The 16,476-nt window shown below is 70.2% G+C and carries 18 protein-coding genes; 11 read left to right on the top strand and 7 right to left on the bottom strand.

Features of this window, described 5'->3' with window-relative positions; genetic code table 11:
- Window positions 1-107: 107 nt before the first annotated feature.
- Window positions 108-506 (bottom strand): ANTAR domain-containing protein, encoded by a 399-nt coding sequence (locus AC07AG_RS04130; protein ID WP_478751606.1) that lies wholly within the window; start codon window positions 504-506, stop codon window positions 108-110.
- Window positions 507-907: 401 nt separating this feature from the next.
- Between AC07AG_RS04130 and AC07AG_RS04125 the strand changes: the two genes are divergently transcribed.
- From AC07AG_RS04125 to AC07AG_RS04115, 3 genes are all read left to right on the top strand, one after another.
- Window positions 908-1,456: a DUF6417 family protein gene (locus AC07AG_RS04125; RefSeq protein WP_478751604.1), complete on the top strand. Its 549-nt coding sequence runs from the start codon at window positions 908-910 to the stop codon at window positions 1,454-1,456.
- Between the two features lie 84 nt (window positions 1,457-1,540).
- Window positions 1,541-2,038: a MarR family winged helix-turn-helix transcriptional regulator gene (locus AC07AG_RS04120; protein WP_478751602.1), complete on the top strand. Its 498-nt coding sequence runs from the start codon at window positions 1,541-1,543 to the stop codon at window positions 2,036-2,038.
- Between the two features lie 160 nt (window positions 2,039-2,198).
- On the top strand, window positions 2,199-4,337 hold the full coding sequence (locus AC07AG_RS04115; RefSeq protein ID WP_478751600.1) for an MMPL family transporter: 2,139 nt from the start codon (window positions 2,199-2,201) through the stop codon (window positions 4,335-4,337).
- 25 nt (window positions 4,338-4,362) lie between these two features.
- Here AC07AG_RS04115 and AC07AG_RS04110 read toward each other — a convergent pair whose 3' ends face one another.
- From AC07AG_RS04110 to AC07AG_RS04100, 3 genes are all read right to left on the bottom strand, one after another.
- On the bottom strand, window positions 4,363-5,499 hold the full coding sequence (locus AC07AG_RS04110; protein ID WP_478751598.1) for an LCP family protein: 1,137 nt from the start codon (window positions 5,497-5,499) through the stop codon (window positions 4,363-4,365).
- Window positions 5,500-5,534: 35 nt separating this feature from the next.
- Entirely contained in the window at window positions 5,535-6,044 is a 510-nt protein-coding gene (locus tag AC07AG_RS04105) for a transglycosylase SLT domain-containing protein (RefSeq protein WP_478751596.1), read from the bottom strand.
- A 367-nt stretch (window positions 6,045-6,411) separates the two neighbouring features.
- Window positions 6,412-7,185 (bottom strand): AraC family transcriptional regulator, encoded by a 774-nt coding sequence (locus tag AC07AG_RS04100; RefSeq protein WP_478751594.1) that lies wholly within the window; start codon window positions 7,183-7,185, stop codon window positions 6,412-6,414.
- Between the two features lie 94 nt (window positions 7,186-7,279).
- Here AC07AG_RS04100 and AC07AG_RS04095 point away from each other — a divergent pair, with 94 nt between their 5' ends.
- Window positions 7,280-8,086, top strand: a complete 807-nt coding sequence (locus AC07AG_RS04095) for a sulfite exporter TauE/SafE family protein (RefSeq protein WP_478751592.1) — start codon at window positions 7,280-7,282, stop codon at window positions 8,084-8,086.
- Window positions 8,087-8,146: 60 nt separating this feature from the next.
- Here the strand turns inward: AC07AG_RS04095 and AC07AG_RS04090 are convergent, their stop codons facing one another.
- Window positions 8,147-8,887: an SDR family oxidoreductase gene (locus tag AC07AG_RS04090; protein ID WP_478751590.1), complete on the bottom strand. Its 741-nt coding sequence runs from the start codon at window positions 8,885-8,887 to the stop codon at window positions 8,147-8,149.
- Window positions 8,888-8,993: 106 nt separating this feature from the next.
- Here AC07AG_RS04090 and AC07AG_RS04085 point away from each other — a divergent pair, with 106 nt between their 5' ends.
- Window positions 8,994-9,485 carry an RrF2 family transcriptional regulator gene (locus AC07AG_RS04085; RefSeq protein WP_478751588.1) on the top strand — a complete coding sequence of 164 codons (492 nt, stop codon included), beginning with the start codon at window positions 8,994-8,996 and terminating at the stop codon, window positions 9,483-9,485.
- A gap of 66 nt (window positions 9,486-9,551) precedes the next feature.
- Here the strand turns inward: AC07AG_RS04085 and AC07AG_RS04080 are convergent, their stop codons facing one another.
- Window positions 9,552-10,790 carry a hypothetical protein gene (locus AC07AG_RS04080; RefSeq protein WP_478751587.1) on the bottom strand — a complete coding sequence of 413 codons (1,239 nt, stop codon included), beginning with the start codon at window positions 10,788-10,790 and terminating at the stop codon, window positions 9,552-9,554.
- Window positions 10,791-11,110: 320 nt separating this feature from the next.
- Here AC07AG_RS04080 and AC07AG_RS04075 point away from each other — a divergent pair, with 320 nt between their 5' ends.
- The 6 genes from AC07AG_RS04075 (at window position 11,111) to AC07AG_RS04050 (ending at window position 15,520) form a co-directional block, all read left to right on the top strand.
- Complete coding sequence (locus tag AC07AG_RS04075; RefSeq protein WP_478751585.1) at window positions 11,111-11,728, top strand: hypothetical protein; 618 nt, start codon at window positions 11,111-11,113, stop codon at window positions 11,726-11,728.
- 78 nt (window positions 11,729-11,806) lie between these two features.
- Window positions 11,807-12,253 carry a LysR family transcriptional regulator substrate-binding protein gene (locus tag AC07AG_RS04070; RefSeq protein WP_478751583.1) on the top strand — a complete coding sequence of 149 codons (447 nt, stop codon included), beginning with the start codon at window positions 11,807-11,809 and terminating at the stop codon, window positions 12,251-12,253.
- A 207-nt stretch (window positions 12,254-12,460) separates the two neighbouring features.
- Entirely contained in the window at window positions 12,461-13,543 is a 1,083-nt protein-coding gene (locus tag AC07AG_RS04065; RefSeq protein ID WP_478751581.1) for a tartrate dehydrogenase, read from the top strand.
- A 264-nt stretch (window positions 13,544-13,807) separates the two neighbouring features.
- Window positions 13,808-14,350, top strand: coding sequence for a cupin domain-containing protein (locus tag AC07AG_RS04060; protein ID WP_478751579.1), 543 nt, complete (start codon window positions 13,808-13,810; stop codon window positions 14,348-14,350).
- 9 nt (window positions 14,351-14,359) lie between these two features.
- A complete protein-coding gene (locus AC07AG_RS04055) occupies window positions 14,360-14,818 on the top strand; it encodes a GNAT family N-acetyltransferase (RefSeq protein WP_478751577.1) in 459 nt (152 codons plus the stop codon).
- Window positions 14,819-14,872: 54 nt separating this feature from the next.
- Complete coding sequence (locus AC07AG_RS04050; RefSeq protein ID WP_478751575.1) at window positions 14,873-15,520, top strand: GntR family transcriptional regulator; 648 nt, start codon at window positions 14,873-14,875, stop codon at window positions 15,518-15,520.
- A gap of 100 nt (window positions 15,521-15,620) precedes the next feature.
- Here the strand turns inward: AC07AG_RS04050 and AC07AG_RS04045 are convergent, their stop codons facing one another.
- Window positions 15,621-16,424 carry a carbon-nitrogen hydrolase family protein gene (locus AC07AG_RS04045; protein WP_478751573.1) on the bottom strand — a complete coding sequence of 268 codons (804 nt, stop codon included), beginning with the start codon at window positions 16,422-16,424 and terminating at the stop codon, window positions 15,621-15,623.
- Window positions 16,425-16,476 lie beyond the last annotated feature (52 nt).

Below are 16,476 nucleotides of genomic sequence, written 5' to 3'. Positions count from 1 at the left end.
CCCGGCCGACCACCTGATGGCCTGAACTGTCACGGAGCGCTGCAGCGGCCGGTGGCCTGTCGACGCACGGCAAGGTCACCGGCTCGCGCCTGTGGAGGACGGGTGCATCACCCCGCAGCTTCCTGCCGCTTCCTCAGCGCCTCGCCGAGAGCCGCGCGGATCGCCGCGGGCAGCTGCTCGCCCTCCGTCGTGGCGATCAACTCTTCCGCCACGGCTCGCAGCTTGGTGTTGGAGTTCTGCGACACCTCGACCAGGATCCCCCACGCCTCGTCCGCGGTACACGGGCCCAGCGACATCAGCATGCCCCGCGCCTGGTCGATGGCGGGATGGGACTCCATGGCGCGATGCAGGTCGTTCACCTCGGTGCGCAGCGCCTTGATCTCGGCAGCCTCTTCCGCGCAATCACCTTCGGGAGCCTGTTGCCCGGGGACGCGATGGGGGGTCAGTGCCTGTGTGTTGAGGGAGTCCGATGAGGAAGCCACCCGCTCTGCCTCTCGTGTGCTCACGCCGCCTCTGTCGGGCCGGCAGGACCGCTGATGAGGTGAGCATCGCAGATCCCACACATTCGTGGCCAGAGTTTGTTGTTTCCGTGCATGCGGCAGCGCCGGTGGCTGTCTGTCCCAACCGACCGGCGCCTACGTCGCACAGCGCTGTGCCTTCGCTGTGATCGAGTAGCCATCTCCATTGATCTCAAACAGGTGCAGTGCCCATTGGCCGATCGAACGGGCCCTTTCTGTTCGCTTGTTCGCGTGTTCGACTGCCCCTGTCCCCACCCTGATTTCGGGCGTAGACAACCTCAACAGCACCCCTACGGCCATGCGCGCACGCTAGCGTCACGGCAACGCACCGTTTGGCGGGAGGGGCAGGGATGCGGCGCTCGGCCGGGCATTACGCGCTGCTGCAACACGTGGCTGACGTGCAGCGCACAACTGATGGATGGGCCACGGCAGGGCCCGGACTCGACGAACGCACCACGGGCCCCCTGGTGAGGCTCGGGCTGCTTCGGGTGGCACCCCGCGAGGATCAGGCGGAGCTGCCCGCGACAGCGGGCCGGTCGGCCCCGTGGGCGGTGCAATTGACGGACGACGGGTGGGACGCGCTCCTCTACGCACAGGTGCGGGCCGCTCCGCCGACCGCCGATGCTCCCGTGCCCGGACTGCAGCAGGTGGGCCTGCGCCGCTCGGAGCTGGACGCCCTGAGGCGGTTCCTCGCGCTGCGCGGACGGCTGCGGCGCGGCCCCGCGCCGGGTCTGGAGTCGGCCGTGGACGCCGCCCGCTTCAACGCGGCGTCCAACCGGTGGGTCGTGTACGTGAGCGGTGAGCAGATGGATTCGATGGCGCGCGCGTTCTTCCTGGAGCGGCTCGGCGGATCGGCGGCCCCCGCCAACCGGTTCGCCCGTGTCTACGGGGTGAGCTATACGCCCCCTCACCCAAGCACTTTTACGGACGCACACTGACTCATGGCACCGGAGCCACTGCGACCTGCCGGGCGGGTGGCGGGTGGCGGGAGTGCGCCGGTGCGAGATCTATAAGCTGCGCCTGTGGCCAGTACAGAGGATTCAGCGTTCAGCGGCAGTGCGGCATCGGACCAGGCGCCGACGGATCTGCAGTCGTTCGCGGTGCAGCTGCGGCGCATGAACGGCGAGATCAACCGGCTGATCCACGGCTTCGCCGCCGGTCACGACCTGCACGCGACGGACGTCCAGGCCCTGGCGGCCATTCTGGACTCTGACAGTCCCCTCACTCCCGGACGGCTGCGCGACCATCTGGGGCTGACCTCAGGTGCCGTGACCGCCTGTCTGGACCGCCTTGAACGGGCCGGACACATCCGCCGCTCGCGGGACAGCGAGGACCGCCGGGTGGTGCATCTGCACTACGCCCCCGGAGCCAAGTCGGCGGCGCGCACCTTCTTCCAGCCGCTGGCCGCTGCGACGGAGAGCGCTCGCGTGCGGTTCAGCGAGGACGAACTGTCCGTGGTGGTGCGCTTCTTGGCCGCCATGAACGAGGAGCTCTCCGAGCTGCGAGGGCGTCAGCGCTAGGTTCGCCCGCCGCCGCGGGCGTCCGTATCCGTCGTCCGCCCCCGACTCCGTTGATCGGTGTGCCCGCCGACTGGTGTACCCGCCGGGCACCCGTGACGAACGAGATGCTTCAATCATTGAGATTCTTATCCATTGAGGTATCGAGTCCGCAAGGAGATCCATGTCCACAGGTACGCGCGTGGCACGCTGGCTTGCCCCCGTCGTCCTGCTCGTCGCCTGGCTCGGCATCGGCGGAACGCTCGGGCCGTACGCCGGGAAGCTCGGCGAGGTCGCCACCAACGATCAGTCCGCCTTCCTGCCGCAGAACGCCGAGTCCACGCAAGTCATCGACGCACAACGGGAGTTCCGTCAGGAGGAGACCCTCCCCGCGATCGTCGTCTGGACCGCGGACGGCGGCACTCGGGCCGACGGAATCGATCAGGCCCAGAAGACCGCCGCCACCCGGGCGCTGGCTTCCCTGCGTGACGTGTCAGGGGTCGCCGGTGCGGCATCCCCGGCCGTGCTGTCCAAGGACGGACAGGCGTTGCAGGGTGTCGTCCAGCTGCGGCCCGACCTCGGCGAGGAACTGGAGGGCACCCTGGAAAAGGTCAGGGACGCGGCGGCCCAGGTGCCCGGGACGGACGCCCAGGTGGCCGGTCCCGCGGCCAGTCAGGCCGACCTGTCGGACGCCTTCGGGGGCATCGACGGCCTCCTGCTCGGGGTCGCACTGATCACCGTCCTGGTGATTCTGCTGCTCGTCTACCGCAGCCTGCTGCTTCCGCTGGTCATCATCCTGGGAGCCGTCTTCGCCCTGGGGCTCGCCTGCGGAATCGTCTACGTACTGGCCGACCACGACATCGTCCGGGTCGACGGCCAGGTCCAGGGCATCCTCTCCATCCTGGTCATCGGCGCCGCGACCGACTACGCGCTGCTGCTCACCGCGCGCTTCCGTGAGGAGCTGGCCGTCAGCCGCGACAGGGTCGCCGCCATGCGGGCGGCGCTGCGCCGTTCACTCGGCCCCATCGTCGCCAGTGGCGCCACGGTCGCGCTCGGCCTGCTCGCCCTGCTCCTGAGCGACCTCACCAACAACCGCGCGCTCGGGCCCGTCGGTGCCATCGGCATCGCCTGCGCCGTCCTGAGCACGCTGACCTTCCTGCCCGCGGTCCTGATCCTCCTGGGGCGTAAGGCGTACTGGCCCGCCAGGCCCAGGTCGGCCACGGAGAAGTCCGCGGGGCAGGGCGTGTGGACCAAGATCGCCTCGCTTGTCGACCGGGCGCCGCGCAAGGTCTGGGCGAGCACGCTCGTGGGCCTGTTGATCTGCACTGCCTTCGCCCCCACGCTCAGCTCCAAGGGTGTACCCCTGGACGAGATCTTCGTCAACGACGCGCCCTCGGTGGCCGCACAGCAGACGCTCGGCGCGCACTTCCCCGGAGGCTCGGGCAATCCGGCGGTCGTGATCGCGGACGCGGACCGGGCCGAGCAGGTCACGGCCGCCGTCGAACGCACAGACGGGGTGTCGTCCGCCGCGGCCGTGGGCGCGTCCGGCCGGCCGGTCGCGGGAGGAGCGGGCGCGGGTGAACTGCTCGTCGTCGACGGCCGCGTACGCGTCGACGCCACTCTGCGGGACGCCGCGGACAGCGACGCGGCGAAGGACACCGTGGCGCGGCTGCGCGACGCCGTCCACGCGGTGAAGGGGGCCGACGGACTGGTCGGCGGCTACACCGCGCAGCAGTACGACACGCAGCGGACCGCCGAGGACGACCGCCTGCTCATCGTCCCGGTGGTCCTCGCGATCATCCTGGTCATCCTGATCGGACTGCTCAGGTCGCTGCTCATGCCGGTGCTGCTGGTCGCGACGGTGGCGCTCAACTTCCTTGCCACGCTGGGGGTTTCCGCGCTCGTCTTCCAGCACGTGCTGGGATTCAGCGGCACGGACTCCTCCGTACCCCTCTACGGATTCGTCTTCCTGGTGGCCCTCGGCGTGGACTACAACATCTTCCTGATGTCCCGGGTCCGCGAGGAATCACTGCGCCACGGGGCGCGCGAAGGAGTGTTGCGCGGACTGACCGCGACCGGAGGCGTCATCACCTCGGCCGGGGTCGTCCTCGCGGCGACCTTCGCGGCGCTCGGCATCATCCCTCTGGCCTTCCTCGTCCAGATCGCCTTCATCGTCGCCTTCGGTGTCCTGCTGGACACCCTGGTCGTACGGTCGCTCCTGGTGCCGGCCCTCGTGCGTGACATCGGCCCGGCGGCGTGGTGGCCGGGTGTCCTCAGCCGCGGCCACGACTCCCCGAAGCCGGGGCGGTCAGAGGCCGGCTGAGGAACCGGGGCAGGCCGCATACGGGTCAGGTACCGGCCGTCACCGGCGAGTCGGTCCTGTCGCCCACCGAGTCCTGCGTCGCGGACTTCGGGATGGGCCGGTCATGGCGCAGCGCGGTCCACACCTTGTGCGACGCCTTGTCCAGCGGCAGGACACGTCCCGCGTCCTGGGCGTCGTAGGTGACCGGCATGGTGACCATGTTGGTGCGCTCGGGGCTGATGCCCTTCAGCTCCTTGGCCAGACCGAGGAGCTTGTCCGCGGAGGCCAGTTCGGAGTCCGCGCTGATGGTCTTGGTCGCGGTGTCCGCCAGGTCGTAGGACTTGGCGGGGCTGCCCAGCGGGTCGACCGTGTCGGCGCGGTGGATCAGCGCCTTGATGAACGCCTGCTGGAGCTGGATGCGGCCCAGGTCGCTGCCGTCGCCCACACCGTGCCGGGTCCGCACGAGCTCCAGTGCCTGCTTGCCCTTGAGCGTGTGCTTGCCCGCGCTCAGGGCGAGGCCGCTGTTGGGGTCGTGTATCGCCTTGCGGGTGGTGATGTCCACGCCGCCGAGCTCGTCGATGAGCTTCTGGAATCCCTTGAAGTCGACTTCGAGGTAGTGGTCCATGCGGACGCCCGACATCTTCTCGACCGTCTTCACGGTGCACGCCGGTCCGCCCACTTGATAGGACGAGTTGAACATGGCCTGCTGCGCGCCGGCCGCCTTGCCGCCGTGCGGCTTCGCGCACTGGGGCCGCTCGACCATCGTGTCGCGCGGGATGCTGACGACCGAAGCCTTCTTGTGGGTCTTGTCGACGTGCAGGACCATCGCCGTGTCGGCGCGCGCTCCACTGACGCCGCTGCCGAACTTGCCGTGGGTTCCCGCCCGGGAGTCGGACCCGAGCAGGAGGATGTTCATCGAGCCGTTCTTCTGCTGGCTCGGCCGGTCTTTCCCGAGGGCCGCGTTCATGTCCGTGCCCTGGATGTTGCCGTTGAGGTGCTGCCAGGCGTAGGCCACACCGCCTCCGCCGATCAGGACCACTCCCAGGGCGCCCCATGCGACGTAGCGCAGAGTCTTCTTCCGCGGCTTGCGCCGGGAGCGCCTTACACGCGCGGGCCCGTAGGCGGGCACTGCGGGGCCGTCGGCCAGGTGCGCCTGCTGCTCGTCACCGCTCTCGTGCGGCATGCGCTGCCCCTTTTCGTTCTGCTTCAGCCGGTTGCTCAGTACGCGGAGTCGACGTTGTCGATCGAGCCGTACTTGTCGGCGGCGTAGTTGGCGGCCGCGGTGATGTTGGCGACCGGGTCGGTCAGGTTATTGGGGGTGCCCGCGACGTGGTACGCGTCGAAGGTCGGCTGGATGACCTGCAGCAGTCCCTTGGACGGGGTGCCGTTCTGCGCGTTCACGTCCCAGCCGTTCTGGGCGTTCGGGTCACCGGCGGACTCGCGCATGATGTTGCGGTGCAGGCCCTCGTAGGAGCCGGGGATGCCCTTGGCCTTCATGATGCCCAGGGACTCCTTGATCCAGCCGTCGAGGTTGTCAGCGTAGGGCTTGTCGGCCTTGGCGGCCTGGGCTGCCTTGGTGCTCGCCGCGGTCGGCTCGGCGGCCTGGGCGGACGAGGGGACCAGCGTCAGGGCCGCTGCCGCGGCACCGGCGGTGGCGATGCCTGCGACGGAGATCTTGCGCAGTCGGGTGATGCGGCTGGTGCGGGTCTGCGTCTCGGTGATGGCCATGCGGGGGTAACTCTCCAATGCGAAGTCTGTGTGGGGGGCTCGGTCGACCCGAGCGGATTCGCCCGGTGCGATCCCGGCTCCCCCGGAACTTCAGCAAGGGTTAGCGGTGGCCGGAGCGGGACGCAATGATGTGACGTACTACCCCGGTACGCAGGACGCCCTGGTCAGACGCCTCACAGGAGACTCACGGCCGTCCCCGGGCGCCTCGGCGGTCCTACTACCGTCGTTAGCATGTGACGTGGCTCCTATGGGTGGGCTCACAGCCACGGCGACGTTTTACGGGTCTGCGGGGCTTGAAAACGGCTTCTGCGGGGTATGCGGCCCCGCTCACGGCCGATCCAGGCTGGTTTCGCCGCAAATGTGCAGGTCAGGCGGCCGTCGACCTCGTGGTGAAGCGCGACGGGGGCACACCGAAGGCGCGGGTGAAGGCGGCGGTGAACGCTGCGGGCGATGCGTAGCCGACGCGGGCGCCGACCTCGCTGACCGACGCGGTGCGCAGCAGCGGGACAGCCGCGAGCAGGCGTGCGCGGCCCCGCCAGACGGCGGGACTGTCACCCGTCTCGGAGCGGAAGCGCCGGGTGAAGGCCCGTTCGCTCATGGCCGTCCTGGCGGCCCAGGCGGCGTTGGTGGCGTCGGCGTCCGGGGCTGACAGATACGCGCGGCAGAGGCGCGCGAGGTCGGCGGAGGCCGGGATCGCCACATGGAACGGGAGCGGGGCGCGCTCGGCGATCTCGTGGAGCAGGAGCGCGGCGATGCTCCCCTCGCGCCCGGAGAGGCTGTAGTCGGCGTCGAATTCGACTGCGGCCAGGAGCAGCTCGCGCAGCAGCGGCGGAACGTCCACGACCGTGCAGGTGGCCGGCCACCAGGGGACGGCATGCGGCTCGACGTAGAGGCTCCGGGTGCTCACCCCCAGCATGCGGACGTGGTGCCGCGTGGCGGGCGGGATCAGCACGGCGCGCTCGGGCGGAACGGTCCAGGTCCCCTCGGCGGTGTCGACGACCATGACGCCGGTGGCGCCGTAGAGGAACTGCGCGCGCCGGTGTTCGTGCCAGTCCAGTACGTGGCCGGGCGGGTAGTCGGTGCCGATCGGCAGGACGGCCCGGTCGACGTGGTCGACATCGGCCAGCGGGACGTTCTTCACCCGCCGATCCTAGTGGCTGACATGGCTGACACACGAAAGAAGACGGCCGACCATCGCATGCGGGACGGCCGTCGCGACTGGTGGGGTGGGCCCCATGGACTTCGTGATGTTGATCGGGGTGGGGCTCCTCACCGGAGTGACGACGGTGTTGTTCGGCTTCGGTGGAGGGTTCGTCGCGGTGCCGGTGGTGGTGTGGGCGGACGCCGCGCTCGGCGGCGACGCGATGCGGGTGGCGACGGCCACCTCGGCCCTGGTGATGGTGGTGAACGCGGCGTTCGCGACAGCCGTCACACCGCGCCGGGTGCTGCTCGCGCTCCGCGGCAGCGGCAGGCTGCTGGTCCTGCTGGCGGCAGGGGCCTCGGTCGGGGCGCTCGCCACGCGCCTTGCTCCCGCCGATGTGGCGAGCTGGGCCTTCATCGCGTACGTCGGCCTCACCATCACCGATCTGCTCCTGCGCCCCGGCTTCCTGCGCCCGCACAGCCCGGTCGATGCGGCATCCGATGACGCCCCACGTCCGCTGCCGGTCTCTCTCGGCGCACCCATCGGTGCGGTGGCCGCCTTTCTCGGTGTGGGAGGCAGTGTCATGACCGTTCCCGCGATGCGGCGGACCGGACACACGATGCGGGTGGCGACCGCGCTGGCCAACCCCCTCACCCTGGCCATCGCGCTGCCCGCCACCGCGGTGTCCCTGGGCGTGGCCGCGGTTCCCGCGGCCACGAACGCCCAGGTGCACCTGGTGGGTCTCGTCGACGTCCGGGCCGCTTCGGCCCTGCTCCTGGGAGCTCTGCCGGTCGTCGCACTGCTGAGACGCCGCCCGCTGCGCATCCCCGACCGCGTCCACGCCTGGGCCTACATCGGCCTGCTCGGCATGGTGACGGTGGCGATGCTGCTCTTGGCCTGACGGGGGTCCTCCCCGAGACGGCTCGTGGCGGGGAGCGGGAGATGGCCGAGGTCGCGTCGGCTAGCGAGTGGTGCCGAGCCAGTCCTCGTAGCGGGTGGCGGCCACGCGCGCGTCGGGGCCCGCGACAAGAACGTCGCCTTCGACGGCGGCGAACATGCCCGCCTTCTCGTCGGTGACGACACCGCGGGGGTCCTTGCGGGCCGACAGCGTGAGGCGGCCGAGATCGTCGAGCGGGAAGACATCGGGGCCTGCCACGTCGAGCGTGCCGTTGAGCGGCGGGGCGGTGGCGACGTCGGCGAGTGCCTGGACCACGTCGGCCGTCGAAACGGGCTGGAGGCGCGTGGCGGGCAGCCGGACGGTCTCTTCGTCGGCGGTCCAGGACATGACCGCGTCCATGAACTCGAAGAACTGGGTGGCGCGCACGATCGAGTACGGGGTGGGTCCCTGCCGCAGCAGGTCCTCCTGGAGCGTCTTCGCGCGGTAGTAGTCCAGCTGCGGCACCTGGTCGACTCCGACGATGGAGAGGATGACCTGATGGCGGACGCCGGCGCGCTCCCCCGCGGCGAGCAGCTGCTCCATGGTCGTGCGGAAGAAGTCCGTGGACGCTTCGTCGAACGTGGGCGAGTTCGACACGTTGACGACCGTGTCCGCGCCCTTCAGCGCCTGGTCGAGGCCCGCGCCGGTGAGCAGGTCGACGCCGGTCGACAGGGATGAGGCGACCACCTCGTGGCCTGCCTCACGGAGCCGGGAGACGAGCTGGGAACCAATGAGTCCGGTGCCGCCGATGACCGTGATGTTCATGACCGTGCCCTTCTGTGAACCGAGTCTCATTGCAGTCACAAACTCGGATATCTAATGTCCGAGATAATACTCGGATAGCCTGTGTCCGAGTCAACTGGGAGGACGCATGAAACTGTCCGGCGGCGTGGAGTGGGCACTGCACTGCTGTGTGGTGCTGACCGCGGCAACCGAGCCGGTCCCGGCCGCGCGACTGGCGCAGCTGCACGACGTCTCGCCCAGCTATCTGGCCAAACAGATGCAGGCCCTGTCCCGGGCCGACCTCGTGAAGTCCATCCAGGGCAAGACCGGCGGATACGTCCTGACCAGGGCGGCCGCCGACATCGCGGTCCTGGACGTCGTACTGGCCGTCGACGGGGCGAGCCCGGCCTTCACCTGCACGGAGATCCGCCAGCGCGGCCCTTTCGGCACACCACCGCAGGACTGCACCAAGCAGTGCCCCATCGCCCGCGCGATGAGCGCGGCCGATGCCGCCTGGCGCGCATCGCTGCAGGCGGTCTCCATCGCGGACCTGGTCGGCTCGGTCGAGCAGGACAGCGGGCCCGAGGCTCTTCCGAGCATCGGTACGTGGCTCGACGCGGCGAACGGCTCCGACGGCTGACGGACACGCGCTCGCGCCCATCGGCGATGTCATCGTCGATGGGCGCGAGCGTCTCTTCGTCTACGCCTAACTACGCGCGGCGGGGTCGCGGTTGGCCGCGGCCCTGAGGCCGGCGACCGTGAACGCCACGACCAGCAGTGCGGCCAGCGCGGCCACCACGGCGGACAGGGCCGGGAGGGGAGCTGTCACCCCGTCGGGCCGCAGCACGTAGGCGAGCGTCTTGGAGTCGACCCGGTCATCCACGAGGTGACTGACGGCCAGCGCACCGGCCACCAAGGTGCTCGACACGGCCACGACCGGTGACCCGCTCAGGAACAGCGCCACACCCGCCAGAGCGCAGATGACGGAGACGCCGAGCGCGACGGAGAGGCCGAGGGCGGACGCGTCCGACCAGTTCACCGGGAAGTGAGCCGCCGCGCAGAGCAGAAGAAGTACGCCTGCCACGCGACGCAGCCAGACCAGAGGAGTCGCGCCCTGTGCGGGCGTGGCTGCGGCTGCCGGGACGGGTGCGGGGCGGGCGGCCTTCTCGGCGGACCTCGCGGCCGGCGCTTCCGGGGCCTTGGCCTCGATGTCGTCCCGAAGGCTGCTCTGAGTGCTGCTCCGAGTTCTGTCCTGAGTGCTGTCCGGAGCTTCGGTCTTCGTGGCGTCGGCGCCCTTCTGTTCCCTCAGGCTGCCGATCAGCTGCATCAGGTCCTCGACAGACCTGGTCGTCCCCGCGGCGTGCACCGCCTCGGCGCCGCTGTGCGGATCGTGCGGAGGGCGGGACAGCAGGTGGACGAGACGGCTCACCTCCGGAATGGGCCGTTCCTCGGCGGCGTGCCGGATGGCCTCGTCCATGTGCTCGGCGGGGTGTTCCGGCGGGCCCAGCAGTTCCACCAGCCGGGTGACGTCGTCGACGGAGCGGGCCACGGCCGCCAGACGCAGCACCGAGGCCGCGGTCGGCACACCGTCAGGTGACTGCTCCAGGAGGGTGACGAGGTCGACGACGTCGTCCAGGGGCCGGGACACCACGGCGACGCGTATGAGCTCTTCCACCGCGTCGTCCTCGGTGTCGGACGGCGCCACTTCCGGGGCTCCGTCGTCGGTGTCGGGCGGTGCTTGTTCCGAGCGGCCACCATCGGCGTCGTACGCGGTCGGTTCCGCGGGAACGCCGTCGGTGTCGTGGTCGACTTCCTGCGGCCACGGGGCGGGCTGGTCCCGCGTCGGGGCGCCGAGCTGCGCGGTGCCCCAGTGAACCGACGTCGCAACCAGAGGTTCGCCGGTCCCGGAAGTTTCCCCCACGGCAGAGAATGACTCAGCGGCCATTTTCACTTCTCCATTTCAGCGGGACGTCCTCGTCCCACGCGTGTACGTGTCTCCCGTTGTATGCACGCTTCTTTCCACCCGCCACTGGAGGAGCCGCCCGTCGGCAGGTACAGCGCCGACGTGCCGTTGACCATGGATTTCATTTACGCGATGGCGATCAGTTGTCAGCGTCTGATCCGGCGGTCCGACGGGCCGGGGGGACGCGCGGCGCCCCCACCCGGCGGACTCCCTGAACCACAGCCGCTGCGCCCGGAGTTGGCACCCCACCGGCAGCACACCGCCCGGCCCGCCGCGCCAGCAGCGGTGGATAGGATGATCCAATGAGAAATCGGGGGCGCACACTCAAGGTCACAGCAACGCTGGTGCTATCGGCGCTCGCCCTGACCGGCTTCACGACAGGCCGGGGCCACGGCGGTGGCAGCCGCCACAGCAGCGGTGGCGGAGGCGGCTGCAGCAGTTCGAGCCAGAACCACGACAGTTCGTCGTCGACCAGCTCCGGCAGCAGCGGGTCATCGGGGTCGACGACATCGGGTTCGAGTTACGACGATGACGATGACGATGCGTACGGCAGCAGCGGCGACGGAAGCAGCACCAGCGGCGGCAGCTACAACCGGCGGCCGACCAACGACTCCACCTCCTCCAGCTCCCCGGGCGGCGAGCGAACGGAGGACGCAAAGGCCACGTTGGTGAGCTGTGCGACCAAGGCGGCTCCGTACGCGACGGTCAAGGTCACGAACGGCAATGAGAAGACGGGCCGCTTCTGGGTGTCGGTCACCTTCCTCGACGCCGACGGCATCACGATCATCGAGGAGAGCGAAGAGGTCAAGGTGCCCGGGAAGGGCAGGACGACCGCCCGGATCGAGATCGGCGGCGAAGGCCTTGTCGACTCGGTCGATCACTGCGAAGTCACCCCGTACGCCGTTCCCACCACCAGCTGAGCGGCATGGCCCCCTGCCGCGACGGCAGGCCTCCACCCCCCCCGGTGACCGGGACATCGCCGGCCATGACTCAAGCCCGTGGCGCTCTCCGGTGTCGATGTGCTGCCCCTGGAGGAGCAGCCGTTCGTCGTGGTGGCCGGTCCCGGCGGTGACGTGCCGGACGGGGCCACCCTGCGCCCCGATGACCTCGGCGGGCGCAAGCTGATCGCCGCCCGGGGCGGCAGCCTGATGCGCTCCATCGTCGACGACATCACCGCGCAGACGGACGGCACCGACATCGTCGCGGTCGTCGACCACCGCACCTCCGTCCTGCCCCTGGTCCTGGCCGGGGTGGGCATCGCGGTCCTGCCCGCTTCCTGGACGCGGCTCGCCCGCCGCTGCGGTGCGTCGGTCGCCGCGATCGAGCCGACCGCGCACTTGCACGTCGCGATGATCAGCCTGCCCGCCCATCTCACCCCGGGCGCCCGCGCCTTCCTGGAGCTGACCCGCTCGTACGCGCGGCACAAGCAGGTTCCCGCGCCCTGACCGCCATGGCCGGGAACGGGACCGCGACGGCGACGGCGACGGCGACCGGGCGAACTGATCGGTCGGGCCTATGGGTTGTATCGGAACCTCGTCTTGAACGGGGCACGGCCCCACTGGGTTGACTCAAGTGCATCGATCGAAGACGTCGATCCACTCGTCGGTCCCCGCCTCGCTCCGAGCCGGGGACCCACATGACCGGAGGCTCCTGTGACCGCACCCCGCACCTTCCGCATCGCCGCCATCCCCGCCGACGGTGTCGGTACCGAGGTCGTCGCCGCGGGCCGCGCCGTCCTCGACGCCCTCGCGGCCGACTCGCAGGGCGCGTTCGCCTTCGAGTGGCAGGAGTTCCCCTGGGGCTGCGGCTACTACGAGCGAACCGGGAAGATGATGGACGACGACGGCCTCGACCGGCTCAAGGACTTCGACGCGATCTACTTCGGCGCCGTCGGCTGGCCCAGCGTCCCGGACCACGTCAGCCTGTGGGGCCTGCGCCTGAAGATCTGCCAGAGCTTCGACCAGTGGGCCAACGTCCGCCCGGTGCACTTCCTGCCCGGCATCACGAGCCCGCTGCGCAAGGCGGACGACACCGACCTGGACTGGGTCGTCGTCCGCGAGAACAGTGAGGGCGAGTACGCGGGCCTGGGCGGGCGCAATCTCTCCGGCCGCGGGCCGGGCGGCGAAGTCGCCCTCCAGTCGGCCCTGTTCACCGAGGTGGGCTGCGAGCGGATCATGCGGTACGCCTTCGACCTGGCCCGCACCCGTACGCACCGCAAGGTCTCGTCCGTCACCAAGAGCAACGCCCAGCAGTACGGCATGGTGCTGTGGGACGACGTGTTCAAGCGGGTCGCCGCCGACTACCCGGACGTGGAGACCGAGAGCGTCCTGGTCGACGCCATGGCCGCGAAGTTCGTCCTGCGCCCGGAGGAGCTCTCCGTCGTCGTCGCCTCCAACCTCAACGCCGACATCCTCTCCGATCTCGGCAGTGCCCTGGCGGGCAGCCTGGGCCTCGCGGCCAGCGCCAACCTCAACCCCGAGCGCCGCTTCCCGAGCATGTTCGAGCCTGTGCACGGCTCGGCTCCCGACATCGCCGGGCAGGGGCTGGCCAATCCGATCGGGGCGGTCGGCAGCGCGGCGCTGATGCTGGAGCACTTCGGTCTGGCCGACGAGGCGGCCCGCCTGCACAGGGCGATCGAGGCCACCACCGCGGTCGGTGTCCTCACCCGTGACGTCGCGGGCACCGCTTCCACCGAGTACGTCACCAAGGCCCTGATCGACGCACTCGGCGCCTGATCTGCTCCCTCGCTCCCCCGCGCCCCCGCGCCCCCGCGCCCCGGCGCACCCTTGATGTCCGGCCCGTCCTCATGTCGCGCCGACGGACCGGATCAGGCCGCCTGACGACGAGCGGCCACACCATGTGCCGGGCCCAGCGGAACAGTCATCGCCGCTGCGGCCCGGCACATCGCGTGCGCGCCCACTGCGGATACTTCAGGAGAGCACACACCTTGACGTCCATTCGCCCGGCCGTCACGGCCCGCCCCGACGATCAGGATTCCCATGGCCCCGAACACCGCGCCCACGCCTTCCGACGACGAGTCGGCCGCCGGCGCACATCACGACGCGTTCCACCCGGACCTTCCCGGCCAGGGCGCCGGTTCACCGCCCCTGGGCGCCCGCCTTCACCACATCCGCGCCGATGCCCTCGACGGCGACACCGCGCAGACGGGCGGCATGCGGCGCTTCGCCGCGATCAGCGGCGGGAGTGTCGGTTCGGAGCGCATCTGGATGGGCCAGACCCACGTCGCCCCGGACACCGCGTCCTCCAACCACCACCACGGGGAGTCCGAGACAGCTATCCATGTCATCAAGGGACACCCGGAGTTCGTCTTCCTGGACGACTCCGGCGGAACGCCCGAGGAGATCCGTATCCGCACGGCTCCGGGCGACTACATCTTCGTCCCTCCGTACGTCCCGCACCGCGAGGAGAACCCGAGCCCCGACGACGAGGCCGTCGTGGTCATCGCCCGCAGCACGCAGGAGGCGGTCGTGGTGAACCTGCCGGAGCTGTACGTCCTGGGCAGCGAACCCGACGCTCGATAGCCTCCCCGTATGCCTGAGAAGCCTTTCGTCCCCGGCGACTTCGCCGTTCCCCTGAGTCTTGCTGCCGATGGTTTCCGCCTGGAGCCTCTCGGCCCGCAGCACAACGACGCCGATCATGCCGCCTGGATGTCGAGCATCGAGCACATCCGTGCCACCCCCGGCTTCCAGGAGCGGAGCTGGCCGCCTCCGGCGGGAATGAGCCCGGCCGACAACCTCGGTGATCTGCACAGCCATGCCGACGACTTCGAGAGACGGACCGGTTTCACCTACACGGTCCTCGACGACGCCGGGAAGGTGATCGGCTGCGTCTACATCTACCCGTCGCACTCGGACGAGCACGTGACGGATGTCCGCTCGTGGGTGAGTGCGGACCACGGTGATCTGGACGCGCCACTGCACCGAGCAGTGGCGACCTGGCTGACAGCCGACTGGCCGTTCGAGGAGGTTCGCTACCGGTCAGATGCGTAGCCGCAAGGCCCCGCGGTGCCCGGGACCACGTGGTAACTTCCGTATACAAGGTGTATGCGATCTCTGGGGGTAGTGGTGGCGTCCGGTCGGGAGAAGGCGTACGCGTATCTCAAGGACACGGTGCTGACGGACCCGGCGATGCAGGGTGAGTACCTCTCCGAGCAGGACATCGCCGATCGGATCGGTGTCTCGCGCACCCCGATCCGCGAGGCGCTGCTCCTCCTGGCCGCCGAGGATCTCGTCGAGTTGGTGCCCAAGCGCGGTGCGCGCGTCGCGCCCCTGTCGGGGCGCGAGATCACCGAGCTGATGCAGCTGCGCGGGATCGTCGAGCGGTACGCGGCGCAGCACGTCATCGGCACGGGCCAGGCTCCGGTGCGGGAGCTGGGGGAATTCCTGCAGCGCCAGCGCGTGCTGGGCGGTCCCGACCAGGCCAAGGAGTTCATCGACGTGGACCACCTGTTCCACTCGACACTCGTGTCGGCCGTGGGCAACGCCCTGCTCGACCGGCATTACGAGGGGCTGCGCAGCCGTCAGGTGCGTGCCGGTGTCGTGGCCCTGTACAACCAGCAGGGCCGTCAGGAAGCGGTGCTCGACGAGCACCAGGCGATCGTGGACGCGCTCGCGGCCGGTGACGCGCAGGCCGCGTGCGCCGCGATCGACAGCCATCTGGAGTCGACGCTGAAGGTGTTGCTGGCCGGGTAGGTGCGTGGAGTTGCCGGGTTCCTCGGCATGCCGTCGGGCCGGAGGGCTCTGACGGGAGCCCTCCGGCCCGACGAGGAGAGGGAGTTGCGGGACCGGTCGGTCAGATCTGCTCCCCCAGGCGGCGGTTGGCCAGCACCGGGATCTTCTTGCGGACGGCCTCGACCTCGTCGGTGTCCACCTCGGTCACCGTGAGCTCCGGCCCGGCTCCCAGGCGGTGGCGCACGGTCCCGTCCGGGCCGACGAGCATGCTGTGCCCCACTCCGGTGGGTGCCGTGCCCCGCGCCTCGACTCCCCCGGCGGCCGGATCTGCCTGGCCGACGGCCGCGACCCACAGCGTGGCGTCCAGGGCCCGGGCCCGCACCAGCAGCTCCCACTGATCGAGCTTGCCGGGTCCCGCGCCCCAGGAGGCTGCCAGCAGGGTCGCGACGGCCCCCGCGTCGGCATGGGCCCGGAACAGCTCCGGGAAGCGCACGTCGTAGCACGTGGCCAGGCCCAGGCGGACGCCGTCCACGTCGATCGTGACGACCCGCGATCCGGCGGCCACGGTGTCGGACTCCGCGTAGCCGAACGCGTCGTAGAGATGGATCTTGTCGTACGTCGCTTCGACGCCGCGGCCCGTGGCCAGCAGGGTGTTGGCCACCCGGCCACCCGGCGCGGGGGTGAACATGCCCGCCACGACCGTGATGCCCGCCGCCTCCGCGATGGCGCGGACCCCGGTGGCCCAGGGGCCGTCCAGGGGTTCGGCGAGCGGCGCCAGGGGCGTGCCGAAGCAGGCCATCGATGCCTCGGGGAACACGACGATGTCCGCGCCCGCGTCCGCCGCGCGTGCGGTCCATTCCTCGATGAGGGCGAGGTTCTTGCTGGGCTCGGGGCCGGTGGTGAGCTGGCTCAGTGCGATGCGCACGGTGGACCGCCTTTCGGCGTCGGGACGGGTGGGTGAGGTGAGGTGGAAGCCA

The sequence above is a fragment of the Streptomyces sp. NPDC044044 genome (genome assembly GCF_056434405.1).
This window is presented reverse-complemented; position numbering and strand designations above follow the sequence as displayed.